Source organism: Pseudonocardia sp. DR1-2 (assembly GCF_023717215.1).
GTDB classification, from domain to species: domain Bacteria; phylum Actinomycetota; class Actinomycetes; order Mycobacteriales; family Pseudonocardiaceae; genus Pseudonocardia; species Pseudonocardia alni.
Genome location: NZ_JAMQOF010000002.1, coordinates 356,706 through 380,412 on the forward strand (window position 1 = coordinate 356,706; position 23,707 = coordinate 380,412).

Annotated in this window: 25 protein-coding genes and 1 pseudogene; 10 read left to right on the forward strand and 16 right to left on the reverse strand. The window is 74.8% G+C overall.

Annotation, left to right across the window (positions count from 1 at the left end; all coding sequences use genetic code 11):
• Positions 1-30: 30 nt before the first annotated feature.
• Positions 31-975, forward strand: coding sequence for an NAD-dependent epimerase/dehydratase family protein (locus tag ND486_RS06470; protein ID WP_251783255.1), 945 nt, complete (start codon positions 31-33; stop codon positions 973-975).
• A 67-nt stretch (positions 976-1,042) separates the two neighbouring features.
• Here ND486_RS06470 and ND486_RS06475 read toward each other — a convergent pair whose 3' ends face one another.
• From ND486_RS06475 to ND486_RS06485, 3 genes are all read right to left on the reverse strand, one after another.
• Positions 1,043-2,116 carry a decaprenyl-phosphate phosphoribosyltransferase gene (locus tag ND486_RS06475; protein ID WP_208818715.1) on the reverse strand — a complete coding sequence of 358 codons (1,074 nt, stop codon included), beginning with the start codon at positions 2,114-2,116 and terminating at the stop codon, positions 1,043-1,045.
• Between the two features lie 4 nt (positions 2,117-2,120).
• On the reverse strand, positions 2,121-2,702 hold the full coding sequence (locus tag ND486_RS06480) for a phosphatase PAP2 family protein (RefSeq protein ID WP_224403957.1): 582 nt from the start codon (positions 2,700-2,702) through the stop codon (positions 2,121-2,123).
• 156 nt (positions 2,703-2,858) lie between these two features.
• Entirely contained in the window at positions 2,859-3,698 is an 840-nt protein-coding gene (locus ND486_RS06485) for an HAD family hydrolase (protein ID WP_226354538.1), read from the reverse strand.
• 66 nt (positions 3,699-3,764) lie between these two features.
• Between ND486_RS06485 and ND486_RS06490 the strand changes: the two genes are divergently transcribed.
• Positions 3,765-4,889, forward strand: coding sequence for a nucleotide disphospho-sugar-binding domain-containing protein (locus ND486_RS06490; RefSeq protein WP_251783256.1), 1,125 nt, complete (start codon positions 3,765-3,767; stop codon positions 4,887-4,889).
• A 20-nt stretch (positions 4,890-4,909) separates the two neighbouring features.
• Here the strand turns inward: ND486_RS06490 and ND486_RS06495 are convergent, their stop codons facing one another.
• The 3 genes from ND486_RS06495 to ND486_RS06505 are packed head-to-tail and all read right to left on the reverse strand — an operon-like array spanning position 4,910 to position 7,350.
• Positions 4,910-5,362 carry a DUF350 domain-containing protein gene (locus tag ND486_RS06495; RefSeq protein WP_083474448.1) on the reverse strand — a complete coding sequence of 151 codons (453 nt, stop codon included), beginning with the start codon at positions 5,360-5,362 and terminating at the stop codon, positions 4,910-4,912.
• Positions 5,363-5,415: 53 nt separating this feature from the next.
• Positions 5,416-6,582, reverse strand: a complete 1,167-nt coding sequence (locus ND486_RS06500) for a glutathionylspermidine synthase family protein (protein ID WP_251783257.1) — start codon at positions 6,580-6,582, stop codon at positions 5,416-5,418.
• A 3-nt stretch (positions 6,583-6,585) separates the two neighbouring features.
• Complete coding sequence (locus ND486_RS06505; RefSeq protein WP_251783258.1) at positions 6,586-7,350, reverse strand: hypothetical protein; 765 nt, start codon at positions 7,348-7,350, stop codon at positions 6,586-6,588.
• Between the two features lie 243 nt (positions 7,351-7,593).
• Here ND486_RS06505 and ND486_RS06510 point away from each other — a divergent pair, with 243 nt between their 5' ends.
• Positions 7,594-8,874, forward strand: a complete 1,281-nt coding sequence (locus tag ND486_RS06510) for a septum formation family protein (protein ID WP_251783259.1) — start codon at positions 7,594-7,596, stop codon at positions 8,872-8,874.
• Between the two features lies 1 nt (position 8,875).
• A complete protein-coding gene (locus ND486_RS06515) occupies positions 8,876-9,226 on the forward strand; it encodes a metallopeptidase family protein (protein WP_202968062.1) in 351 nt (116 codons plus the stop codon).
• Positions 9,227-9,229: 3 nt separating this feature from the next.
• Here the strand turns inward: ND486_RS06515 and ND486_RS06520 are convergent, their stop codons facing one another.
• Genes ND486_RS06520 through ND486_RS06530 form a run of 3 tightly spaced genes read right to left on the reverse strand, consistent with a single transcriptional unit; the run spans position 9,230 to position 11,843 of the window.
• A complete protein-coding gene (locus tag ND486_RS06520) occupies positions 9,230-9,976 on the reverse strand; it encodes a histidine phosphatase family protein (protein WP_251783260.1) in 747 nt (248 codons plus the stop codon).
• Positions 9,973-10,920 carry a prephenate dehydratase gene (pheA, locus tag ND486_RS06525; RefSeq protein WP_251783261.1) on the reverse strand — a complete coding sequence of 316 codons (948 nt, stop codon included), beginning with the start codon at positions 10,918-10,920 and terminating at the stop codon, positions 9,973-9,975. The genes ND486_RS06520 and pheA overlap by 4 nt, the downstream gene beginning before the upstream one ends.
• Before the next feature lie 14 nt (positions 10,921-10,934).
• The gene (locus ND486_RS06530) at positions 10,935-11,843 is read right to left on the reverse strand and encodes a hypothetical protein (protein WP_251783690.1); all 909 of its coding nucleotides are present in this window, start codon (positions 11,841-11,843) and stop codon (positions 10,935-10,937) included.
• A gap of 127 nt (positions 11,844-11,970) precedes the next feature.
• Between ND486_RS06530 and ND486_RS06535 the strand changes: the two genes are divergently transcribed.
• Complete coding sequence (locus tag ND486_RS06535) at positions 11,971-12,741, forward strand: DUF2470 domain-containing protein (protein ID WP_224403962.1); 771 nt, start codon at positions 11,971-11,973, stop codon at positions 12,739-12,741.
• 6 nt (positions 12,742-12,747) lie between these two features.
• Here the strand turns inward: ND486_RS06535 and ND486_RS06540 are convergent, their stop codons facing one another.
• On the reverse strand, positions 12,748-13,071 hold the full coding sequence (locus tag ND486_RS06540) for a DUF3817 domain-containing protein (RefSeq protein WP_020625020.1): 324 nt from the start codon (positions 13,069-13,071) through the stop codon (positions 12,748-12,750).
• A complete protein-coding gene (locus ND486_RS06545) occupies positions 13,068-13,643 on the reverse strand; it encodes a hypothetical protein (RefSeq protein WP_251783692.1) in 576 nt (191 codons plus the stop codon). Before ND486_RS06545 ends, ND486_RS06540 begins: the two co-directional genes overlap by 4 nt.
• Before the next feature lie 354 nt (positions 13,644-13,997).
• Here ND486_RS06545 and ND486_RS06550 point away from each other — a divergent pair, with 354 nt between their 5' ends.
• Positions 13,998-14,831: a CPBP family intramembrane glutamic endopeptidase gene (locus ND486_RS06550; RefSeq protein ID WP_251783262.1), complete on the forward strand. Its 834-nt coding sequence runs from the start codon at positions 13,998-14,000 to the stop codon at positions 14,829-14,831.
• Positions 14,832-14,937: 106 nt separating this feature from the next.
• Positions 14,938-15,474 (forward strand): ferritin, encoded by a 537-nt coding sequence (locus ND486_RS06555; RefSeq protein ID WP_062399158.1) that lies wholly within the window; start codon positions 14,938-14,940, stop codon positions 15,472-15,474.
• 65 nt (positions 15,475-15,539) lie between these two features.
• Here the strand turns inward: ND486_RS06555 and ND486_RS06560 are convergent, their stop codons facing one another.
• Positions 15,540-16,469 (reverse strand): DUF5926 family protein, encoded by a 930-nt coding sequence (locus tag ND486_RS06560; RefSeq protein WP_251783263.1) that lies wholly within the window; start codon positions 16,467-16,469, stop codon positions 15,540-15,542.
• Between the two features lie 21 nt (positions 16,470-16,490).
• On the opposite strand from ND486_RS06560, the gene ND486_RS06565 reads away from it, so the two are divergent.
• The 3 genes from ND486_RS06565 to ND486_RS06575 all read left to right on the forward strand — a co-directional run bounded on the left by ND486_RS06565 (position 16,491) and on the right by ND486_RS06575 (position 19,179).
• A complete protein-coding gene (locus tag ND486_RS06565; protein ID WP_251783264.1) occupies positions 16,491-17,729 on the forward strand; it encodes a cytochrome P450 in 1,239 nt (412 codons plus the stop codon).
• Between the two features lie 157 nt (positions 17,730-17,886).
• On the forward strand, positions 17,887-18,609 hold the full coding sequence (locus ND486_RS06570; protein ID WP_251783265.1) for a hypothetical protein: 723 nt from the start codon (positions 17,887-17,889) through the stop codon (positions 18,607-18,609).
• 138 nt (positions 18,610-18,747) lie between these two features.
• On the forward strand, positions 18,748-19,179 hold the full coding sequence (locus ND486_RS06575; RefSeq protein WP_251783266.1) for a hypothetical protein: 432 nt from the start codon (positions 18,748-18,750) through the stop codon (positions 19,177-19,179).
• Positions 19,180-19,785: 606 nt separating this feature from the next.
• Here the strand turns inward: ND486_RS06575 and ND486_RS29600 are convergent.
• From ND486_RS29600 to ND486_RS06595, 4 genes and pseudogenes are all read right to left on the reverse strand, one after another.
• Complete coding sequence (locus ND486_RS29600; RefSeq protein ID WP_308215817.1) at positions 19,786-20,814, reverse strand: DUF4328 domain-containing protein; 1,029 nt, start codon at positions 20,812-20,814, stop codon at positions 19,786-19,788.
• A 3-nt stretch (positions 20,815-20,817) separates the two neighbouring features.
• Positions 20,818-21,147 carry a rhodanese-like domain-containing protein gene (locus ND486_RS06585; RefSeq protein WP_251783267.1) on the reverse strand — a complete coding sequence of 110 codons (330 nt, stop codon included), beginning with the start codon at positions 21,145-21,147 and terminating at the stop codon, positions 20,818-20,820.
• 436 nt (positions 21,148-21,583) lie between these two features.
• Positions 21,584-23,176: pseudogene (locus tag ND486_RS06590) on the reverse strand (cation acetate symporter); the annotation flags it as partial.
• The gene (locus ND486_RS06595; protein WP_062399142.1) at positions 23,173-23,514 is read right to left on the reverse strand and encodes a DUF485 domain-containing protein; all 342 of its coding nucleotides are present in this window, start codon (positions 23,512-23,514) and stop codon (positions 23,173-23,175) included. The gene ND486_RS06595 and the pseudogene ND486_RS06590, both read right to left, overlap by 4 nt.
• Positions 23,515-23,707: the final 193 nt, after the last annotated feature.

Genomic DNA, 23,707 nt, shown 5'->3' on the forward strand with positions numbered 1-23,707 from the left:
ACACACCGTCCGCCCCGGAGGAAGGCAGGTATGCGCGCGCTCGTCACCGGCGGAGCCGGCTTCATCGGCTCCACCCTGGTCGAGTCCCTGCTCACCCGCGGCGACGACGTCCTCGTCGTCGACGACCTCTCCGCCGGGACCCGGGACAACCTCGCCCCGGGTGTCACGGTGGCCGAGCTCGACATCCGCGACACCGAGGCGCTGACGAAGACCGCGGCGGAGTACCGCCCGGACGCGGTGTTCCACCTGGCCGCCCAGATCGACGTACGCCGCTCGATGGAGGACCCGGTGCACGACGCCTCGGTCAACGTCCTCGGCACGCTGAGCGTGCTGCAGGCGGCCCGGGACGCGGGCGCGGGCGCGGTCGTCGTCTGTTCCACCGGCGGCGCCATCTACGGCGACGGCGCCCCCCTGCCGACGACCGAGGCGGAGCCGGCCGAGCCGGAGTCGCCGTACGGGATGAGCAAGCTCGCCGCGGAGCGCTACACCCGGTTCTTCGTGCGGGCGCACGGCCTCCCGGCGCTGGTGCTGCGCTTCGCGAACGTCTACGGGCCGCGCCAGCACCCGGCGGGCGGGGCCGGGGTCGTCTCGCTGTTCTGCGACCGGGCCCGCACCGGGCTGCGGCCGACCGTGTTCGGCGACGGCGGCCAGACCCGCGACTTCCTCTACGTCGGCGACGTCGCCCGGGCGGCGCTCGCCTCCGCCGACCGGCTCGCGGCCGGGGAGCTGGCCGGCGAGGTGTTCAACGTCGGCACCGGCACCGAGTCCACGGTCGTCGAGCTGGCCGCGACGATCGGGGAGATCGCCGGGCTCGCCCCGGAGGCGTTCGCGCCGGAGTTCCGCCCGGCCCGGGCCGGGGAGCTGCGCCGTAGCTGCCTCGACCCGTCGCGCGGGATCGCCGCGCTCGGTCTGCCCGCGCCGACCCCGCTCGCCGAGGGCCTCGCGCACACCTGGGCCTGGCACACCGGGCGCTGAGACACCGGGCACCGACACACCCCGGGCCCGGTCCCCGTGCGGGGGACCGGGCCCGGGGTGGGCGACGTCAGCTGTAGACGGCCAGCGTGAGCATCGCGATCCAGGCCAGCGCCAGGACCTGCAGCGCCCGGTCGCCGAGCGCGATCTCCTCGGGCTCGCCGCCGGTGCCCCGGTCGACGTCCACCGAGTAGCGCAGCACCGCGATCACGAACGGCACGATCGACAGCACCGACCACACCGAGTTGTGGTCCTCGCGGATCTCGAACGCCCACAGCCCGTACATGACGATCATGACGGTGGCCGAGAGCGACCAGATGTAGCGCAGGTAGGACGCCGTGTAGTTCTCCAGCGACTTGCGGATCTTGGCCCCGGTGCGCTCGGCGAGGTTGATCTCGGCGTAGCGCTTGCCGGCGACCATGAACAGCGAGCCGAACCCGGTGACCAGCAGGAACCACTGCGACAGCGGGATGCCGGTGGCCACGCCACCGGCGATGGAGCGCATCAGGAAGCCGGAGGCGACGATGCAGATGTCGAGCACCGGCTGGTGCTTGAGCCACAGGCAGTAGGACAGCTGCACCGCCACGTAGACGGCGAGGACGATGATCAGCTGCCAGGTCACCGCGAACGACAGCGCGATCGACCCGGCGAACAGCACGCCCGCCGCGACGAAGGCCAGCGGCACCGGGACGATGCCGGACGCGATCGGGCGGCGCCGCTTGGTCGGGTGCGCCCGGTCGGCCTCGACGTCGAGCGCGTCGTTGACCAGGTAGACGCCGGACGCGGCCAGCGAGAACGCGACGAACGCGATCACGCAGTCGATCAGGACCGGCACGTCGAACAGCTGGCCACTGACGAAGGGCGCGGCGAAGACCAGGACGTTCTTCACCCACTGGCGGGGGCGCATCGTCTTGAGCAGGCCGCGGGCGACCATCGTGGTGGTGCGCTCGGACGGGTCCATCGGCACGTGCGGGGCGTGCTCGGCGGCGACGGCCGCCGGGGCCGCATCGGCCTCGTGGCCCTCGGGGGCGCCTGCGTCGTCGGGGGCGTCCGGGACGACGGGGGTCTGCGGGTCGGCGGCCCGGGCGACCTTCTCCTTCTCGGAGTCGTCGCGGTCGACCTTCGTGGGGTCGGTGCTGGTCATGCGCTCACCCTCCGGTGGTGGGGTTGCGTGAGATCACGCGACGCGCGGTACCGGCGACGGCCGCGCCGAGCGCGGTGCCGGTGGCGACGTCGGTCGGGTAGTGCACGCCGAGGACCAGGCGCGACAGCGCCATCAGGCCCACACCCGCCGCGGCCACCGGGCGGGAGCGCCTGCCCAGCAGGCCGCCGTAGAGCACGGCGGCGGCGGTGGTGGACGTGGCGTGCGAGGACGGGAAGCTCAGCCGGCTCGGGGTGCCCACCAGGACCCGGACCGCGGGGTGGTCGGGGCGGCGGCGCCGGACGACGCGCTTGATCCCGATCGAGGCACCGTGCGCGAACGCGACGGCCGCGGCGGAGCCGAGCCACTCGCGACGGCGGGGGCGGTCCAGCGCGGCACCCACGACGCCGATCGCCAGCCAGCCCGCGGCGTGCTCGCCGAACAGCGACATCCCGCGGGCGACCCGCACGGTGGCGTCGCATCCGAGAGCGCCCTGCACGGACGCCAGCACGGCGACCTCGCCGGTGGGCGGGACGTCGGCGGGCGGTTGCGGACCGGAACGGTCCAGGGTGTCTGCCGTGTCAGCCACGGGTGGGGGCCTCCTGGCGCGGGCGCTGGCACCCGGCTCGCGGGCGATGACAGCCGGTGATGGTACGCGCGGGCGGTGTCGTGGGCCGGGTCGGGGCGGCCCGTGGGACCGGGCATGACCACTCGTCGACGGGCGGGTGAACGGCGCCGGGTGCGCTCAGAACCAGCGCTCCAGGATCTCGGCGAGCCCGTCGTGGGTGTGCGGTGCCGTCACCTCGTCGGCGAGCCCGACCAGGTCCGGGTGGGCGTTGCCCATCGCGACGCCGAGCCCGGCCCAGCGCAGCATCTCCCGGTCGTTGGGCATGTCGCCGAACGCCACGGTGTCCGCCGCGGTCACCCCGAGACGACGGGCGACCTCGGCCAGGCCGGTCGCCTTGGTGACCCCGGGGGCGGAGGCCTCCAGCAGCCCCGACGAGTGCGAGAACGTCAGGTCGGCCAGCCCGCCGGCCTTCGGTGCGAGCGCGTCCATCATCTGCTCGCTGGTCAGCTCCGGGGAGCGGATCAGCACCTTCGTCGCCGGGCGGCCGAGCAGGTCCTCGCGGCTGGTGGAGCCGCCGTCGTGCTCGCCCCAGGCGTGTACGTAGCCGGGGTCGGTGAGGAACTCGTCGACGACGCCCCGCACGCCGTCGTCGCCCTCGGCGTTCCCGACGCGCTCGACGCCGAACCCGCAGCCGGGGAACAGCTCCGCGGCGAGGCCGGCGAGCTCGCGGATCGTGGCGGGCTCCAGGGTGTGCGCGCCGAGCACGACGTCGTCGGCGGCGTCGTAGAGCACCGCGCCGTTCGCGCACACGCACAGCCGCACCAGTCCCTCGGGCAGCCGCGCGAGCACCGGCGGGATCCAGCGCGGCGGGCGGCCGGTGACCAGCACGAAGCCGGCGCCGGCGGCGACCGCCCGCTCCAGCACGGCGACGGTGCGCGGGGTGACCGCGCCGCCGTCGTCGAGGAGGGTCCCGTCGACGTCGGTGGCGACGAGCCGGGGCGCGTTCTCGACGATCACACCCAGAGCGTACGGAACCGCGCGGAGACCGCCCCCGGACGACCGCGTGGCGGTTACCCTCGAACGGTGCGCGTTCTGGTGGTGGCGGCCCCGCTGTCGGGACACCTGACACCGCTGTTGCCGCTCGCCCACGCGCTCTGGGACTCCGGGCACGAGGTGCTGCTCGCCGGCGGCGGCGACGCGCACCCGCTCCCCGGGACGGACCCGCTGCCGTTCATCGACGTCGCCCGCAGCCTGCGCGTGGGCAGGCTGGCCGCGCGTTCGCTCGTCGCGCACCCGGTGATCGCGCGGGCCGAGCTGGCCGGGCGCGGCGGCGACGCCGGGGTGCGCTCGCTGTTCGGCCCGGTGAACGAGGAGCTGACCGACGCGCTGGTGACCGTCGCCGAGCAGTGGCGGCCCGACGTCGTGGTGTACGAGCCCCTGGCGGTCGCGGGGGCGCTCGCGGCCGCCCGGCACGACGTCCCGGCGGTGCTGCACGAGAACGGTCTGCTCGACGGGTTCGCGCTGGTCCGCACGCTGCTGGACTCCCGCCCGCTGCAGCGTGCCCGGCTGCGGCACGGGCTGCGCGGGGTCCCGCCACCGGCGATCGCGCTGACCATCGCCCCGTCGAGCCTGGTCGGGGCGCGCGACGCGCTGGCCGTGCGGCCGGGCCGGGCCCGCGGCCCCGGCCGGTCCTCGCTGCCCGCCTGGCTGAGCGGCCCCTCGGTCCGCCCGCGGGTGCTGGTGCTGCGCGGCGGCGGACCGGTGCGCGGGGACCTGCAGTCCTCCGCGGTGCGTGCGCTGCCGGGCGTCCGCGCCGACGGCACGGACTGCGAGCTCGTGCTCGTCCGTCCCCCGGCGCGGCTGCTGCACCACCACGGGCCGGGGGTGCGCACCGTCGGGCGGGTCCCGCTGGACGAGCTGCTGCCGGCCTGCGCGGCGGTGCTGCACGACGGCAGCGCCGCGCACGTGCTGGCCGCGCTCGCCGCGGGCGTCCCGCAGCTCGCGCTGCCCGGGCCCGGCGACCGGCGGCACAACGCCGAGCTGGTCGCCGCCCGCGGCGCGGGGCTGGGCGGCCCGTTCACCGCCGACACCCTGCGCAGGCTGCTGCACGACGGCGAGCTCGCGGCCGCCGCCCGCGACGTCCGCGCCGAGATCGCCGCGATGCCGACGCCGCAGGCCAGGGTCGAGGTGCTGACCGCCCTGGCCTGAGCGGCGCCGGGACCGAGGGTCTAGAAGACGGCGACCGCGACGATCAGGCCGAGCGCGACGTGCGCGGCCGCGACGACCTTCGCCACCGCCCGCGGCTCGTCGGACTGGATGACCTCGCCGATGTCGATGCCGGTCACCCACTCCAGCAGCCGCACCGCAGCGACCTGGGCGATGATCCCGATCAGGCCGAACACCAGCGACGACACGACGCCCTGCAGCAGCGAGCCGTACGAGCCGTAGATCGCGGTGACGATGATGAACGCCATCGACAGCATCCCGGCCGAGGTGATCGTGACCGCGTTCGGCAGGCCGCCGCGGACCATCGCCGGGAGCTTGCCGGGCGTGGTGAGGTCGATGGCCCAGAAGCCGACCAGCATGAGCAGGGTGCCGATCACGGCGTAGAGCAGGATCGCGCCGACACCGCGGCCGAGGAAGCCCCAGTACGTGGCGTCGAACGCCTGGGCGAGGATCACGGGAGGTACCTCCGGGGAGCGGGGGTGTGCAGGAACTGGTGCGGGAACGGGGGTCAGGACTCGGGGATGCGGTGCGGCACGAAGGCCGCGCCGTCGTCGGTGATCAGGCCGGCGGTCTCGCGGATGCCGAGCCCGGCGGCGGTGTCACCGACCAGCCAGGCGCCCAGGCAGGGACGGAACCCGTCGAACTCGGGCAGCGGGTCGAACATCTGGTAGACGAAGCCCTCGTCGCCGTAGACGCCGCCGGTGGCGGTCTCGTGGCCGGGGGCGACGATCTGGATGTTGGCGCCCTCGCGGCCCAGCAGGGGCTTGCGGACGTACTCGGTGAGGATGCCGGGGTTGCCGAGCGAGGCGGGCAGCAGGTTCGGGTGCCCGGGGTACATCTCCCAGAGCACCGCGAGCAGCGCCTTGTTCGACAGCAGGGTCTTCCACAGCGGTTCGAGCCACAGCGTCTCGGGCAGGCTGCGGGTGACGTGCTTGCCGAACTCGTCGGACAGCATCCACTCCCACGGGTAGAGCTTGAACACCGTCGACATCGGAGCTTCCTCGAGGTCGACGAAGCGGTCCAGTGCGGAGTCCCAGCCGATGTCCTCGATGGACAGTCCGACGGTGTCGAGGCCCGCCTCGGCGGCGGTCTCCTGCAGGTAGCCGACGGTGATGTGGTCCTCGCCGGTGGACTCGGCGCCGGACCAGGTGACGTGCACCTCCGACGACGGCAGCAGACCCTTGATCTCGCCCCAGCGTTCGACGAGCTTCTCGTGCAGGGAGTTCCACTGGTCGTCGCCGGGGTGGACGTCGGACAGCCAGTGCCACTGCAGGATCGAGGCCTCCAGCAGCGAGGTGGGGGTGTCCGCGTTGTACTCGAGCAGCTTGGCCGGGCCGGAGCCGTCGTAGCGGAGGTCGAAGCGGCCGTAGAGGTGCGGGTCGGAGCGACGCCAGGACTGCGCGACCTGCTCCCAGCACCACTCGGGCAGCGCGAAGTCCCGGAACCGCTCGGTGGTGACCACGTGGTCGACCGCCGACAGGCACATCGACTGGAGCACCTCGACGTCGGCCTCGAGGGACAGGACCTCGTCCATCTCGAAGACGTAGTGCACCGACTCGTCCCAGTAGGGCCGCTCGTTGCCCGAACCGTCCCGGCCGGGGGTGCCGAAGGCGAGGCCCTGCTCGGCGACGGTGCGCTGCCAGTCCGGACGGGGGGTGCCGCGTTCGCGTCGCACGCCTCAGCTCCCGCTGGACGAGCCGGACCCGCCCGAGGACGACGACGACCCGCCGCCGACGCCGAGACCGCCCCGGGAGATCGTGCCGCTGCGGTTCGCCGAGCCGATGGTCGAACCGGTCGTGCCGCTGCGGACCGTGGTGCCGCTCGGCGGCGGGGACACGTTCCCGCCGGTCGCGACCTGGCCGACGCCGCCGCTGCCGCCGTAGTTGTAGTGGTACTGCCGGCCGCCGCCGCCCAGGAAGATCGGCACGAAGGCGAAGCCGCCGCCCCCGTTGGAGACCTGGCCCTGACTCTCCGGGCCGCTGCAGTTGTCGTCCGGCACGACGACGCCCTGGTCGTCGACGCAGCGCGCCTCGACCGACTCGCTGCCGCCGCCGGACCCGGCGTACACGGCCGCGATCAGGGCGACGACGCCGACGGTCGCGCCGGCGCCGATCAGCACCCGCTTCGTGGTCTTCGAGCGGGCCTCCTTGAGCCGCACCGCCTCGCGGTCCGCGCGCAGCTTCTGCTCGCGGGCCCGCTTCTCGGCGAGCGTGGGCTCGCGGGGCGTGGTGCTGCCGTCCTGCTGCCGGATCCGGCCGCGCGGGGCCTCGGCGGGCTGCTCGGCGGGCGCGTTCGCCCACGGCGCCGTCGCCGGTCCGTCGGTCTGCGGTGTCGGCGTCGTCGGCTGCGGCTCCGGTGTCGCGCCGCCCGGTGTCGCCCTCGGCGTACCGGCGGGCGGCGTGCTGTCGTCCGGGCCGCCGCCGGCGCGCGGTCCGTCGGTCATCGCTGATCCCCCATCGTCACTCCCGTCCCCCGCGCGCACCGTACCGGGAGCGGCCGACGACCACCGGCCGTTCCCGGATGACGATTCGGCTGCGTTTCACCCACGTCCGCCCGGACGAGTGGTCCCGGCTCCCCGTCGCACCGGGCGGACCTGCACGTTCACAGCATCCGGCCGACCGACCGCCGCGCCGGGGCACCGGCCGGGTGAAGCCGCGCCGACCCCGGCTGCATGATGGGGGACGTCATGGATTCCCGCTCCCCCGCCGGCTCCGACCGGCCCGACGCGACCGGCCGCACCGCCGTCCACGGCGGGCAGGGCACGACCTCGGTGCTGTCCCGGCCGTCGGCCACCCCGGTCGTCCCGACCCGTCGGCGACGGTCGTCGGAGACCTCCGGACGGGCGGGCGCGGGGCGGGGCGGGCTCCTCGGGGCCCGCCGGGTCGGCGTCGGGATCCTCGTCGGCGCACTGCTGATGCTGACCGTCGCGTCGGTGGACTCGCTGCTCGGCGCCGAGGTGCCGGTGCTGGGCTCGTTCGCGTCCTCCGGGGTGCCGAAGGTGGACGAGCCCCCGCCGCTGCCGCCCCCGCCGGACACCGCGGGCACCTGCCTGAACTGGACCCGCTCCGACGCGACCGACACCGCCGCCGTCGACTGCGCCCGGCCGCACCTGTTCGAGCAGGCGGGGCGGGTCGCGCTGACCGACCAGCCGACGTTCCCGGCCGACGGGGCCTGGCAGAAGCTCGTCGCCGACCGCTGCACCCCGGTGGTCACGAAGTACCTGAACGGCAAGTTCGACCCGGACGGGAAGTTCCGGGTGGGCGCGCTCAAGCCGTCGCAGCAGCGCTGGGACGGCGGCGACAAGGGCATGCGCTGCGGCCTGCAGATGGCCTCGCGCAGCGGGGAGATGTTCCCGATCACCGGCAAGGTCGCCGCGCAGGACCAGTCCGCGGTCCAGCCGGTGGGCACCTGCCTCGGCATCGACGGCCGCACCGTCGGCGACCCGACCGACTGCGCCGGGCCGCACGCCGTCGAGGCCGTCGGGCTGGTCGACCTGGGCACCGAGTTCACGGGGGACTGGCCGGCCGTCGAGGACCAGGACAAGTTCCTCCAGCCCGCCTGCACCGAGGCCGCCAACACCTTCGCCGGCAACGACCAGGTGATCGGCGCCAAGGGCCTCACCGTCTACTGGGGCAACCTCTCCGAGGAGTCCTGGAAGGCCGGCAGCCGCAAGGTCAACTGCAACATCGGCACCCTGCTGCCGGACAACAGCGGCTTCGCCTCGATCACCGGCTCGGTGAAGGGGAACCTGGTCGTCTCCGGGCAGCCCGCCGCCCCGGCACCGTCCGCGCCCGGTGCGCCCGCCGGTCCGGACGGTGCCCCGGCCGACGGGTCGGCCCCCGCGGCCCCCGGCTCGCAGGCCCCGGTCGAGCAGCCCGACGGCGAGCAGCCCGCCGCCCCCGACGGCGGAGCCGGACAGCCGGAACTCGACATCCCGCCCGGCCTGCCCGGGCTCTCGGGCAACTGACGTGCCGGTGGCGATGCCCGCCGACCGGTTCGACGAGCTGGTCGGCGAGGCGCTCGACCTCGTGCCCGCCGAGCTCGCCGCGGCGATGGACAACGTCGTCGTGCTGGTCGAGCCGCGCCACCCCGACGAGCCGGACCTGCTCGGGCTCTACGAGGGCGTCGCGCTGACCGAGCGCACGGCGGACTACGCGGGCGAGCTGCCGGACCGGATCACCGTGTACCGCGACGCCGTCCTCGACTTCTGCGAGGACGAGGAGCAGGTCGTCGACGAGGTCGCGATCACCGTCGTCCACGAGATCGCGCACCACTTCGGCATCTCCGAGGAGAAGCTGCACGAACTCGGCTGGGGCTGACCCCTACCGGTGGGTGGCGCGCCGCCCACCGGGCATCGCGTCCCACAGCTCCGGGACCCAGCCGCCGGGGTCGCGACGCAGCACGACCCGGCCGGTGTTGGGGACCGGGCGCTCGCGGCCGTAGGTGACGTCGGGGTGGCCGGGTCCGGAGCCGTCGTGCCCGCCGAGCAGCGCCAGCGACAGGATCCGGATCGCCGCGCCGTGGCTGACGACGACGACCGCCCCCTCCGCCACGCCGGAGGTCACCGCGGCGAGGTCGGGCAGCGCCCGGTCCCAGACGTCGCGGGCGGACTCGCCGCCGGGCATCGCGCGGTCGACGTCGCCGTCCCACCAGGCCTCGAAGACCTCGTCGAACGCGGCGCGGGCGTCGTCGCCCTCCTGGCCCTCGAGGTCCCCGACGAACACCTCGTGCAGGCCCTGGAGCAGCTCCACCCCGCGTCCGAGCGCGCGGCCGATCGGGGCGGCGGTCTCCTGTGCCCGGGTCGCCCGTGACGCGTACAGGCCCCGCACGGGCCACCCGGCGAGCAGCCCGGCGACCTCCCCGGCCTGCGCGTGACCCAGCTCGTCCAGCCCGGGGCCCGGCAGCGCGGTGTCGAGGCGGTGCCGCACGTTCGACGGGGTGCGGCCGTGCCGGACCAGCACCAGGCGCAGCGCGCCGTCGTCCGGCGGGACCTGCGCGGCCCGGTCGCCGGTGCCGACGGCCGCGAAGGAGGCGGCGCCGTCGTGCTCGTCGTCGGTCTGGTGGCTCACGTGTCGGCTCCCCGTCGGACCGCGGCGAGCCAGCGCTCGGACGCGGCGTAGTCGTCGGCGGTGGCGACACCGAGCGCCGCCACCGGGCTCCCCACACCGGCCGCCGGGGCGTCCGGTGCGGGATCGGATCGCGGGAACGACCCGAGGTAGATCAGCCGGTCGCAGCGACGGTGCAGTGCGGCCAGGGCCTCCCCCATCGCCGGGTCGGCGACGTGACCCGAGCAGTCGAGATGGAACCAGTACTCGGCGTGGCGGTCCTTCACCGGGCGGGACTCGATCCGGGTCAGGTCGATGCCGCGGACGGCGATCTCGGTGAGCAGGCCGAGCAGGGTGCCGGGGCGGTTCGTCGTCGTCGCGGCGAGGGTGGTGCGGTCCCAGCCGGTCGGCGCCGGCGGCGGGCCGGGGCGGGTCAGCAGCACGAAGCGGGTGACGGCGCCCGCGTTGTCGGCGATGTCGTCGGCCAGCACCTCCAGGCCGTGCTGCGTGGCGGCGAGCGGGGCGGCGACGGCGGCGTCGACCTCGCCCCGGGCGGCCTGGGCCGCGGCCTCCGCGGTGGAGGAGCTGACCCGGACCTCGGCGGCCGGCAGGTGCTCGGCGAGCCAGCCGCGGGTCTGGGCGATGCCGTGGCCGTGGGAGGCGACCGAGCGGATCGCGTCATGCGTGGTGCCCGGGCGGCCCATCAGGCAGAACCGGACCGCGATCCGGGCCTCACGGGCGATCACCAGCGGCGGGTCGGCGACGAGCCCGTCGAGCACCGGCGGGACGGCGCCCTCGACGGTGTTCTCGATCGGCACGCAGCCGGCGTCGACGGACCCGTCGCGGACGGCCGCCAGCACCGCGGGGGCGCCGGGCAGCGGCACGAGCTCCGCGCCACGCGACTCGGGCAGGGTCAGCAGGGCCTGCTCGGTGAACGTGGCGTGCGGCCCCAGGAATCCGATCCGCATCCGATCCGTCCTGATCAGTCCAGCAGCCCGAGGGCGACGAGGTCGGCGATCGGGACCGGCTCCGGGTCGACGCCGCAGCGCGGCAGGACGGTGCGGACCTGCTCGACGGCGGCCTCGGGCAGCTCGTCGAGCTCCCGGGCCAGCTTCTCGCCGTCGGTGCAGGCCAGGGCATCCTCGGCCGGGTCGGGCGAGGCGCTGACCCCGGTCATCCGCGCGACGGCGGCGATCAGGTTCAGCAGGCCGTGGCGGCCGCGGGGCGTCGACGCGGACGGGTCCTCGCGGACGATCCGGTCGATGCCCTGGGCCGAGATCCCGCCGGTGCCGCTCTCCATGCCGGCCAGCAGGAACTTGTGCACGTCCACGATCTCCGGCACGTCGGAGGCGCGGGGCCCGCCGAGGCGGATCTTCGGGGTGCAGCCGTGCTCGGCGACCTTGCGGACGGCGGCGAGCCAGGCGAGCGTGCCGTCGGCGTCCCCCTCGACGGGGCGGCGCGGCTCCACGACCGGGGTCACCTCGTCCGGCACGAACTCCGAGACGCGCTCGAGCCAGATGCCGTCGACGTCCGGCGGTGCGGCGCACTCGACGGTGCTCGGGGTGAGCAGGCTGGAGCGGGAGAACACGGTCGACAGCGCCTTCGGCACCGCACCCAGCCCGGTGTCGACGACGAGGGCCAGCTCCGCCGGCCGGCTCGGCGCGGAACGGGCGAGCTCGGTGACGACGGCGGGCAGCTGCGACGCGGGGCAGACCAGCCGTCCGACGAGGCCTCCGTAGTGGCCGTCGCGGGCGGCGAGATAGCGCGACACGACGGCGTCGACGCCCGGTGCGACGGTCCTCGGCTGCAGCAGGCTGGTGTCGTCGACCAGCGCGGCGAGCAGCGGACGGATCGGCCACGGGTCGGCTGAGGAACCCGAGGGCACGGTCATCACGTCGACAGACGCTAACGGTCGGGTCACGGCGGCCCATCAACGGGGGTTGCCCCCTGTGTCCGCAGCCACTGGACAGGCGATACCTCCGGCTGCTTAGGTAAGGGTTACCTAATCGGAGGTGAGAGTGGGAACGACCCGAGTGCGCCGCCCCCCGACGCCCGCCGTCGCCGAGCGAGCCCGCAGCCTCGTCACCCGTGGTGGCCGCGCGGCACTCGTCGGCACCGGCGAGCCGGAACCGTGTGCGCCGCTGATGCACCACACCTGGCCGGACGGCACGACCGACCTGCTGCTGCCCGACGACCACGTGCTCCGCGAACGCGCCCGGCTCACCCTCGGCGGGCTCCCGGTGATGCTCGAGCTGACCGGCAGCACACCGGTGCCGCTCGACGAGCCGGTCCGGGAGCTGCTGTGGCTGGTCGGGACGCTGGACGAGCCCGACCCGGTCACCGGCCGGGAGCGGGCGCTGCGGCTCGCCGAGAAGGCCCCGCACCCCAACCTCCTCGACGCCGGGCGCGGCGCCACCCTGCTGCGGCTGCACCCGTCGTCGGCGGTCTACTCCGACGCCGAGGGCTGCGCGCCGGTCTCGCCGACCGAGCTCGCGGCCGCCGAGCCCGACCCGTTCTGCCGGGTCGAGCAGGTGTGGCTGGAGCATCTGGACCGGGCGCACCCGGAGATGCTGTGCGCGCTGCGCCGCCACCTGCCCGACGGGCTGGGGTTCACCGGCGGCCGGGTCCGCCCGGTCGGCGTGGACCGCTTCGGGCTCCGCGTGCGGGTGCCCACCGCGACCGGCACCCAGGACGTGCGGCTGGCGTTCTCCGCGCCCGCGGACACGCCCGAGGAGCTGCAGCGCCGGTTCGCCGAGCTGGTGGGCTGCCCGGCGGCCGGGGGCCGCTGAGCCGGGTCAGGGACCGGCGGGTGCCAGGTGCTCGGCCTGCACCTTCCGGGTCACCTTCCGCTCGGCGACGAACGACGCGACCGGGATGGTTCCCGCGGCCAGGATGACCACGGCGAACACCGGCTTCCACCGGCAGCGCTCGGCCAGGATCAGCGTGCACACGATGTAGATCATGTACAGGAAGCCGTGCACCATCCCGATCAGCGCGACCGGCCGCGGGTCGCCGAACAGGTACTTCGCCGGCATCGCGTAGAAGGTCAGCAGCAGCAGGCCGACGCCGGTGACCCAGGCGGAGATCCGGTAGGCCTTCAGAGCGGTCGCGACGGTCACGGGGTGGACTCCTCCCGGTGCCGGGCCGCCAGGCGGGCCAGCTCCTCGTTGTAGGCCCGCAGCTGCGGGTCGGTGCTGCGGGGCGGGGCGGCGTTCGCCGGGCGGGACGTGAACGGCGACGGCCCGGCCGGGGGCGCCGGGACGGCGGGCTCGGGGGTCGACATCGAGGCCGACGCAGCGGCCGGCTCCGAGGCTGACGCAGCGGCCGACTCCGAGGCCGGCGCAGTGGCCGGGGCCGCGGACGGCACGGTCCCCGCGACCGCCGTCCCCGACCCGGCGACGGGTGCCTCCGCAGCCGACGGCGCCCTGTCCGGCGTCCCCGCGGTCCCGCCGGGTCCGGCCGCGCCCGCCGCCTTCAGGTCGGCGATCTCCATGCTCAGGAAGCGCCACCACATGACGCCGAAGAAGACGGCGAACAGGGGCCACTGCAGGCCGTAGCCCACGTTGAGGGCCGAGCCCATCGCCGATCCCGCCCGTCCCCACTGCCAGACGGCCAGCCAGGTGCAAGCGACCATCGCGCCGAGTGTGAGGACGTGCCAGACCATCCACCTCGGGGACAGCAGCAGCCGCATCACGCCGACCAGGGTACGCACCCCGGCGTGGCCACGGCCGGGCCCCGACGAGCGCTCGGTCACTCGCCCGTCCGGTGGTCCCCGGCGCTCCCTCGCCAGCCCGATGGACCCCCTCCGGCCGTCTCGCCCACCCGGTCGGCTCCCAGCGGTGATCCTCGGTCCGCGCGGTGATCCGCGGACCGCGCGTGTCCGTACGCGCGCAAGCCGCGGATCAGCGCGCGCGATGCCGATCAGCGCGATGCCGATCAGCGCGGCACGGATGAGCGCGCGGTACGGATCGGCTGCCCAGGCCCCACCGGCAACCCCGCGACTCGGCCCGCGGGGCCCTCCGGCACCCGGTGCGATGATCGGCCCATGACGAGCGGACCGGTCCCGGCACGACCGCGTGGGGCCCTGCGGGACTGGCTGAGCCCGGCGCCCCCGTCGTTCCCGGGCGTCGCCACCGACCCCCGCGAGCGACGGCTGATCGGCCTGGAGATCGCCGTCGTCCTGACCGTGACGCTGGGCCTCTCCGCGGTGCGCAGCGCGCTGTCGCTGCTCGAGGCCCTGCTGAACCCCGCCCCGCTGGCCGACCAGCAGGTCACCCTGAACGCGCCCGCGTCCACCGACGCCTGGATCGACCTCGCGTTCCAGCTGGTCCGCGCGCTGCAGCTGGCCGGATGGGGCGCCCTGGCCGCCTTCCTGCTGCTGCGGGCGGGCATCGCGCTGCGCCGGGTCGGGCTCGACGGGCGGCGGCCGTGGCGCGACGCGGCGCACTCCGCGGGCCTGGCCGCGCTGATCGGCCTCCCCGGGCTGGGGCTCTACCTGGTCGGACGGCTCGCCGGGATCACCCCGGACGTCGCGCCCAGCACGCTGACCGACCAGTGGTGGCGGATCCCGGTGCTGGTGCTGTCCGCGGCGGCGAACTCCTGGGCTGAGGAGGTCGTCATGATCGGCTACCTGCTCACCCGGCTGCGGCGGCTCGGCTGGTCGGAGAACCGGTCGGCGTTCGCGGCCGCGGTCCTGCGCGGGTGCTACCACCTCTACCAGGGGATCGGCGCGTTCGTCGGCAACCTCGTCATGGGCCTGGTGTTCGCCCGCTACTGGCAGCGGACGAACCGGCTGTGGCCGCTCGTCGGCGCCCACCTGCTGATCGACGTGGTCGCGTTCGTCGGCTACGCCGTGCTCGGCAGGAGCCTCCCCTTCTGACCGGCGAAGTGCCCCTCACCAGGGGAAAGGTGACCCTGTCCAACTGAGACCGACACCAGTTCTGGAGAAGTTCCAGAAAAGTCCGATCGTCGCTAGCCTGGTCGACATGACCGACGAGTCCAAGTTCCACGCCCTGCTCCGCGACCAGGTCCGGAGCGAGTTCACCGCCGCCCAGCAGTACCTCGCGATCGCCGTCTGGCTCGACGACGCCGACCTCCCGCAGCTGGCCGCGCACTTCTACGCGCAGGCCGTCGAGGAGCGCAACCACGCGATGATGATGGTCCGGTACCAGCTGGACAACGACCTCACGGCGACCATCCCCTCGGTCGGCGAGGTGCAGAACGACTTCGCCTCGGTCGAGGAGCTCGTGCAGCTCGCGCTGACCCAGGAGAAGCAGGTCACCGAGCAGATCACCACGCTGGCCCGCACCGCCCGCGACGAGGACGACTACCTCGGCGAGCAGTTCCTGCAGTGGTTCCTGAAGGAGCAGGTGGAGGAGGTCGCCTCGATGACGACGCTGCTCACCATCGTCCGCCGCGCCGGCGACGACCTGTTCCACGTGGAGGACTTCGTGGCCCGCGAGCTCGCGCGCGGCGACGCCGCCGACGCGACCGCCCCGGCCGCCGCGGGCGGCGCCCTGTAGGACCCCCTCGTCGGTCCGGCCCGGGTCCCGGCGCTCCCTCGCAGGAGCGCCGGGCCCGCGGCCGTCTAGCGCAGGGTGATCTGCTTGCCCGCGAGCACGTCGCGCGCCCGGTGCTCGGACTCGGTCAGCGGCGTGCCGTCCAGCCCGGCCACCGCCTCGTCGAGCCGCTTCGCGAACTCCGCGGCGGGAGCCGCCCACTCCGAGGAGTGCATCTCCCGGTCGACGTCCCAGACCGGCACGAGCAGCCCGTGCGCCCGGAACGACCCGGCGTAGCGGGAACCCTCGCCCAGCTCCAGGCCGCCCTGGCCGGACAGCCGCGCCAGCGCCGCCATCAACGTCGTCTCGTCCTCGGTCCGCACCCAGCGCACGTGCGCCTTGGATCCGGTGTCGACCCAGTACGCGCCGCGCACGCCGTCGGCGGTGACCGCCTCGGTCGGCATGATCACCGAGTTGGCACGCTCCAGCATCGCCTGGGCCTCGGGGTCCGGGCTCTCCGACGGCAGCCACCACGCGAAGTCGGCGTGCACCGTCGGCTCCAGCGGCGTACCGGGCTCCAGTACGTCCTGCAGCCGCTCGCCGGTGTGCCGCCCGGCGCCGACCACCGGCAGCGACGACCCCGGCTCGGCGGAGCGCGCCCAGGCGAGCGCCCCGGCCAGGTCGGCCGAGAGGTCCCCGGAGCGGGTCTGGACCTGCATGCCGAGCAGGACCTCGCCGTTGTCGCGCACGATCGCGGCGGACGCACCCGGCAGCACCGAGGCCAGCGTGACCGGACCGCCGGAGCGGACCGGGAGGGCCGCCGTCGCCGAGGGGAGGAACTCCCGCATGGCGACGAGGTCGGGCTCCGCCGCGAGGCCCTCGAACGGCCGGATGACGATCACGTCGTCACCGGCGCCGTGGCAGGCCTTGTACCGCTTGCCGGAGCCGCAGGGGCACGGCCGGCGCGGGTTGTCCCCCGCGTCGGCGGTGCTGGCACGGTTGCGCGTCTTCTTACCCATCGCCGGGCAAGGTAGCGGGTCGTGCATGTCTTCGATCCGGCCGACCCCGGTTTCCTCGCCGACCCCTACCCCGCCTACGCGGCCCTGCGCGCCGCCGGGCCGGTCCACGACCACCCCGGTCTGGGCGTCCCGGTCGCGGTGACGCACGCGGCCTGCTCGGCCGTGCTGCGCGACCGCGGCCTGGGCCGCATCTGGTCCGACGCCGAGCCCGCGGCCGAGCTGGCCGCGTTCAACCTGCTGCACCGCAACTCGCTGCTGGAGCGTGAGGGCGAGCCGCACACCCGGCTGCGACGCCTGGTGGCCTCGGCGTTCGCCCGTGGCCACACCGAGCGGCTGGCCCCGCTGGTACGGGCGCGGGCCGGGGCCCTGGTGGACGACCTGGTGGCCCGCATCCGCGACGGCGTCCCCGCCGACCTGGTGGAGCTCGTCGCCGCACCGCTGCCGGTCGCCGTGATCGCCGACCTGCTCGGCGTGCCGGAGGACCGCCGGGCGCCGCTGCGGGACTGGTCCGACGCGATCGTGCGGATGTACGAGCCCGACCCCGGCGACGACGGCCGTCGCGCGGCCGAGCGGGCGTCGGCCGACTTCACGGCGCTGCTGCGGGAGCTGGTCGACGAGCGCCGGTCCGGCCACGCCGCCCCCGCCGGGGACACCGGCGCGGGACCGGACCTGATCACCGACCTGCTCGCCGTCCGGGACGCCGGGTCGCCGTCCGTCCGGCTCGACGAGGACGAGCTCGTCGGCACCGCGGTGCTGCTCCTGATGGCCGGGCACGAGGCGACGGTGAACGTCGTCGGGAACGGCGTGCACGCCCTGCTACGGCACCCGGACCAGTGGCAGCGGCTGCTCGACGACCCCGGACTGGTCGGAACGGCCGTCGAGGAGCTGATCCGCTTCGACGCCCCGCTGCAGCTGTTCGAGCGGACCGCCGTCGTCGACACCACGGTGGCCGGCCACCCGGTCCCGGCGGGCACCCGGATCGCGACGCTGCTCGGCGCGGCCGGGCGCGACCCGTCCGTCTTCGGCGACGACGCCGACCGCCTCGACGTCGGCCGCTCCCCCAACCCCCACCTGGGCTTCGGGGCCGGGGTGCACTACTGCCTGGGCGCCCCGCTGGCCCGGCTGGAGATCGCCGAGGTGCTGCGCGCACTGCTGGAACGCCTGCCCGACGCCGTCGTCGACGGCATGCCGGTCCGGCGGCCACGGTTCGTCATGCGCGGCTGGGCGGAGCTGCGGCTGACCGTCCACACCGTCCGATGAACCGAATGCCGCAATGATCCGAGAGCCGAACGGCCCATTCCCGGGAGCCGTCGGCGAATTGTCGACGGCGCCGCGCAATCAGCGACGGAAAAGGGACGGCAGGAACGACCGGAACCGACGTCGACGACCCTCGGGCGACGTGGTGGAATCGACGACGATGGAATCGTGGTCGGAACTGCTGCGGACCGTTCTCGGCGTGCCGGGGACGGGGTACACCTGCGTCGCCGACCCCGTCACCGGCGAGCTCGTCGCGGACGCCGGCGGGCGTGCCGTGCCCGGCCTCGCCGAGGTGCTCGGCTGGGGCGCGGCGCAGGTCGTCGCCGAGGGACCGGTGTTCGAGGACGCGGTGATCACCACCCGGGAGGGCGACCACCACCTCCTGCGGGCGCTGCCCCGCGACGGCGCGGCCCCGCTGCTCGCCTACGCCCACCTCGACAGGTCCGGCAGCCCGGTCGCGCTCCTCCGGCGGGCACTGCGCCCATCCGCAACAGCCCCGGCACGCACGGATTCGCAGGTCACGGCGCCTCCTGTCGATCCGGCCGAGGCCCCGGCACGTCCGGTGATGCGGGCCCGCCCGGCCGCGCCCGTGGTGTCGCCGCCCGGGCCCGCGGACACCGCACCGGCGACGATCGCGGTGCCGAGGCCGTCGCCGGTGCCGGACGCCGAGCGCACCCCGGGACCGGCCGTCCCGCTCCCCCGGCGCGCGCCCGGCCCCACCGAGCCCTCCGAGCCGGCGGAGCCCCCTGCCGCGGCCGACGGTGACGACGCGCACGCCGGAGCCGTCCCCGAGGGCGGCCGGTGGGCCGACGACCTGGGCACCATGGCCCGGATCCTCGCCGCGCTGCGCCGCCTCGATCCGTCGTCCACGACAGGATGTTGACGCTCCGGAATTGCGCGTTATCGTTGTCCGCCCCGGCGCCGGAAAGCACTGAGATCATTTTCCGCGGAATGCGGAAAGGGATCGTGGCGCGGGCTCCCCGAGATCGTCGCGGCGACTGCCGCGCGGAAGGCTCCTGAGATGAACAACATCGATCGTTCCCTGGACATGGCCGCCAACATCAAGGGCGCGTTCGCGGTCGCGATCGTCGACTTCGACAGCGGCATGACCCTGGGGTCGCGTGGGGGCAGCCCCGAGTTCGACCTCGACGTCGCCGCGCCCGGGAACTCCGAGGTCGTCCGGACCAAGCTCGAGGTCATGCAGAAGCTCGGGCTGCGCGAGAACATCGAGGACATCCTGATCACCCTCGACAGCCAGTACCACCTGATCCGGATCATCCGCGGCACCGACGAGCAGCTGTTCTTCTACCTCGTGCTCAACCGCGCCCAGGCCAACCTGGCGATGGCCCGCCGCGACCTGCGCGTCATCGAGCAGCAGTTCGCGATGACCTCGCCGCAGGCCGGTGCGCCGCAGCAGCAGGGCCAGGCGTTCTTCCCCGCCCAGCAGCGCTGAGGCCCCCGCGACCCACACGACCGATGGGACGTCACCGGCACGCCGTCGCCGTACGCACCGACGGGCTGGCCGCCGTACTGGGGCCGCTGTTCTTCGACCCGCGGATCCGCTCGGCGGCCCTGCTCGACGTGGACAGCGGAATGGTCCTCGACGTCTGCGGGCCCGACACCGCCGTCGGGCGGACGGGCCGGGGCGTCCCCGCGGCCCACGACCACCGCGACGAGGTCCGCGGCGCGGCGCACGCCGAGCTCGTCCGGATCGCGCTGGCCCTCGCCCCGCACGCGGGCGGGCGGCTCGGGCTCGTCCTGGAGGCGGGACCCGACCGGCACGTGCTGCGCACCGTCGCCGACCCGCACGGCGGGCGGCTGGCCCTGTCGGTGGTCGTGCGCGGTCCCGACCGGGCCGTGCGGCGGGTCCGCAAGCTGCTGGAGGAGGTCTCCGACGCCGCGCTAACCGCGGGCCCGTCGACGGCGGTCCGCCCCGGCTCGGCGGGCTGGGCGGCCACGCCCGTCGCTCCCGCGCCGCCGCCGCCCCCCCCGACACCCGCACCGGCACCCCCACCGGTGGTGCGGCCGGACGCCCCCCGGGTGCCGGCTCCGCCCGGGTTCAGCCCGCCCGGTCCGCCGCCGTGGTCGGGACCGGTGCCGCCGTCGGCACTGCCCGCGGGGACGCCGCTCCCGCCGGGGCCGCCGGCTCCGCGCCGGCCGTACCCGCCGTCGCCGACACCAGCAGCTGCCGGGGACCCTGCGGCCGCGTCGCCAGCAGAGCGGTGAGCAGGCGGACGACCCGGATCGTGCGCCACGCCGTGACCGCGGCGAGCACGTCCGCCCAGGCGTGCAGGACGACCCCGTCGGCCAGCGCCTGGGTGCCGGTGCGGAACCGCCAGACCCCGACGACCGCGCCGAGGACCACGCACGCCGCCCACAGCGCCCACCAGACCAGCAGCTCCCGCGACGGCGACGGCCGCCGTTCCGGCGGCAGGTCCAGCGCGGCGTGCTCGGTCTCGGCCAGCAGCGAACCGGGCGCGACCAGGTTCCAGCCGGGCACCACCCAGCCCGCGACGACCCATCGGCGGCTTCGCCAGGCGCGCGTTCCCGCGCGGTCCGCGGCGGCCCGGTAGGTCCACAGGCTCCACGAGATCATCAACACCCCGGCGGCGATCGTCGCCACCACCGAGGACCAGCCGCCGAACCACACCAGCGCGTCGGAGACCCCGACGGCCTCCGGGGACAACGCGTCGGACCGGCTGAACAGCAGGAGCACGTACCGCCACACCTCGGCGACCGCAGCGACCCCCGACACGACGACGACCACCCACAGCACGGGCACGAGCTGCGCGGCCAGCGCGCGGGCCCGGTCGACCGGCCGGAGCGGGCCCTCACCGGGGACCGGCGCGATCCGCCAGGGCCCCACCGGGAGACCCCAGCGCGGGACGGCGCGGTAGCGGGGCGGGCCGGCGTAGCGGTCCCGCCGGGCCGTGGGCTCGGCGGCCGGCCCACCGGGCGTCGTCGCCACCCAGTCCAGCGCGGCCAGGTACCGGCCGCACCACGGGCAGAACGCACCCCCGCCGGGGGGCGCCGTCCGGCCGCAGCGCGGGCACGGCGGGCCCGGCCGTCGGGACGCCGGCGCGGACACGGGTCAGGCGATCCGGGGGGCGCTGCCGTCGTCGGTCACGACCGTGCGGCCCTGGGCGGCCCAGTCCTGCATGCCGCCCTCGACGTTCACCGCCGGGAAGCCCTGCTGGGCCAGGTAGGCGACGACCCGGGCCGACCGGCCACCGGAGCGGCAGACGACGTAGAGCGGGTCGTCGGCGGGGACCTCGCCCATCCGGCCGGCCAGCTCGGACATGGGCAGGTGACGGGCGTGCGGGGCGTGCCCTGCGGTCCACTCGTCGAGCTCGCGGACGTCCAGCATCGGGGCGTCGGCGGGGAGATCGGACACGCTCACGGCGGGAACCGGGTCGGACATGGCGCCATCCTGCCACGCCGCCCCGTCAACCCGCCGTGAGCGGCGCGGGTCAGCGGCCGTCGTCGCGGTAGAGCGACCCGTGCGGGATCGTCACCTCGTTCGGGTCCAGCGGCGGCTGGACGGCCCGGTATCCGCCGGTGGCCTGCGCGGGGCGGTACCCGCCGGTGCCCTGCGGCCCGGGCCTGCGCCCGGTCCCGAACCGGTCCGGACGCCCGTCGGCCCCGACCGCGGGCTGGGTGCCGGTCAGCCCCGTGTTGCCGAACAGCTCGCCGGCCTGGCGGCTGGTCTGCGGCCGCTGCTGCCCCGGGTTCGGCCGGGGCTGCGGACGCGGCTGCGAGCGGTGCCGGCCGGATCCCTCGGCCTCGCGCCGGGGGATCCCGATGAGGTCCTCGGCCGGCACGGCGGTCGGCTTCGGCGCCTCCTTCGGCGCGGTGGTCGCGCGCACCGCACCGGCACCGGTGAGCGAGCGGACCTCCATCTCGGCGTAGCGGGCGGCGTTGAACCGTTCGCGGCCGCCGAGGAAGGTGCCGATGATCCCCAGGGCGAAGGACACCGGGATCGACACCAGACCGGGGTTGGACAGCGGGAAGAACGCGAAGTCCGCGTTCGGCACCATCGAGGTCGGGGACCCGGACACGGCCGGGGAGATCACGATGAGACCCACGCAGACGATCACGCCGCCGTAGATGCTGCACAGCGCGCCGGTCGTGTTGAACCGCTTCCAGAACAGCGAGAACAGGATGGTCGGCAGGTTCGCCGACGCGGCGACGGCGAACGCCAGCGCCACCAGGAAGGCGACGTTCTGGCCGTTGGCGACGATCCCGCCGCCGATCGCGACCAGGCCGATGACCAGCGCGGTCGTCCGGGCGACCTTCACCTCGGCCTCCGGCGTCGCGTTGCCGCGGCGGAGCACGTTGGCGTAGACGTCGTGGGCGAACGAGGCCGACGCGGTGATCGTCAGACCCGCGACGACCGCGAGGATCGTCGCGAACGCCACCGCCGAGATGAGGCCGAGCATGATCTCGCCGCCGAGGGCGTAGGCCAGCAGCGGCGCGGCGTCGTTCTGGTTGGCGCGGGTGATCGTCCCCGGCGGCAGCAGCGCCGTCGCGCCGTAGCCGAGCACCAGCGTGAACAGGTAGAAGATGCCGATCAGCCAGATCGCCCAGACCACCGAGCGCCGGGCCTCCTTGGCCGAGGGCACGGTGTAGAAGCGCATCAGGATGTGCGGCAGACCCGCCGTGCCGAGCACCAGCGCGAGCCCCAGCGAGATGAAGTCGATCTTGTTCGTGTACTGCAGGCCCGGGTTGAGGATCGCCTCGCCGCGCTCGGAGTTCTGGGTGGCCTGCTCCAGCACCGCGGACAGGTTGAACCCGTAGCGGCCGAGCACCCAGGTGGTGAGCACGGCGGCACCGGTGAGCAGCAGACCGGCCTTGATGATCTGCACCCAGGTGGTGCCCTTCATGCCGCCGAACAGCACGTAGACGACCATCAGGCCGCCGACGACGACGATCACCAGCGCCTGCGACAGCGTGTCGGTCTTCGGGATCTGCAGCAGCAGCGAGATCAGCCCGCCGGCCCCGGCCATCTGCGCGATCAGGTAGAAGAGCGAGACGACCAGCGTCGAGGTCGCTGCGGCCGCGCGGACCGGGCGCTGGCGCATCCGGAACGCCAGGACGTCGCCCATCGTGAAGCGGCCGGTGTTGCGCAGCAGCTCCGCGACGAGCAGGAGCGCCATCAGCCAGCCGACGAGGAAGCCGATGGAGTAGAGGAAGCCGTCGTAGCCGTAGAGCGCGATGGCCCCGGCGATGCCGAGGAACGAGGCCGCGGACAGGAAGTCACCGGCGATCGCGGTGCCGTTCTGCGGGCCGGTGAACGCGTGGCCGCCGGTGTAGTAGTCGGCGCGCGTGGCGTTCGTGCGGCTGACCCGCAGCACGATCATCAGGGTCACGATCACGAACAGCAGGAAGAACCCGAGGTTCGCGGTGACCGAGCCGACCGACTCGGCCTGGGCCAGTACCGACGTGGTCATGCGCGCACCTCCGCCTGCTCGACCCGGGCGCGCAGCTCGGCGGTCGGGCCGTCGATCTCACGCTCGGCGAACCGGACGTACAGGGTCGTGATCAGGAAGGTGGAGACGAACTGGCCGAGGCCGACGAGCAGCCCGACCGTGATCGTCCCGACGACCCGGATGGACATGAACTCGGGGGCGTAGCTGGCGAGACCGACGTACGCGAGGTACCAGGCGAGGAAGATCGCGGTCATCGGGAACACGTAGCGCCGGAGACGGCTGCGGTACGCCCGGAACTCGGGACTCGCCTGGACCTGCTGGTAGATCGTGCCGGCCGAGCGCTCTGCGGGGCTGCTCATGGCGCCGGTTCCTTTCGGGTCGTGCTGCGGGGAGCCGGGCCGCGTCGTGGCCGGGGGACCGCGGCGCGCCCCCGGGGGACACACTTCACCCGGAACAACGACCGGGTATCGCATCGGGGAACGTCGTTGCGTGCCGTTACCGACGAAGAACCCCGGTCCGGACGAACCGACCCGTCCGAACGGTGACGCTGTG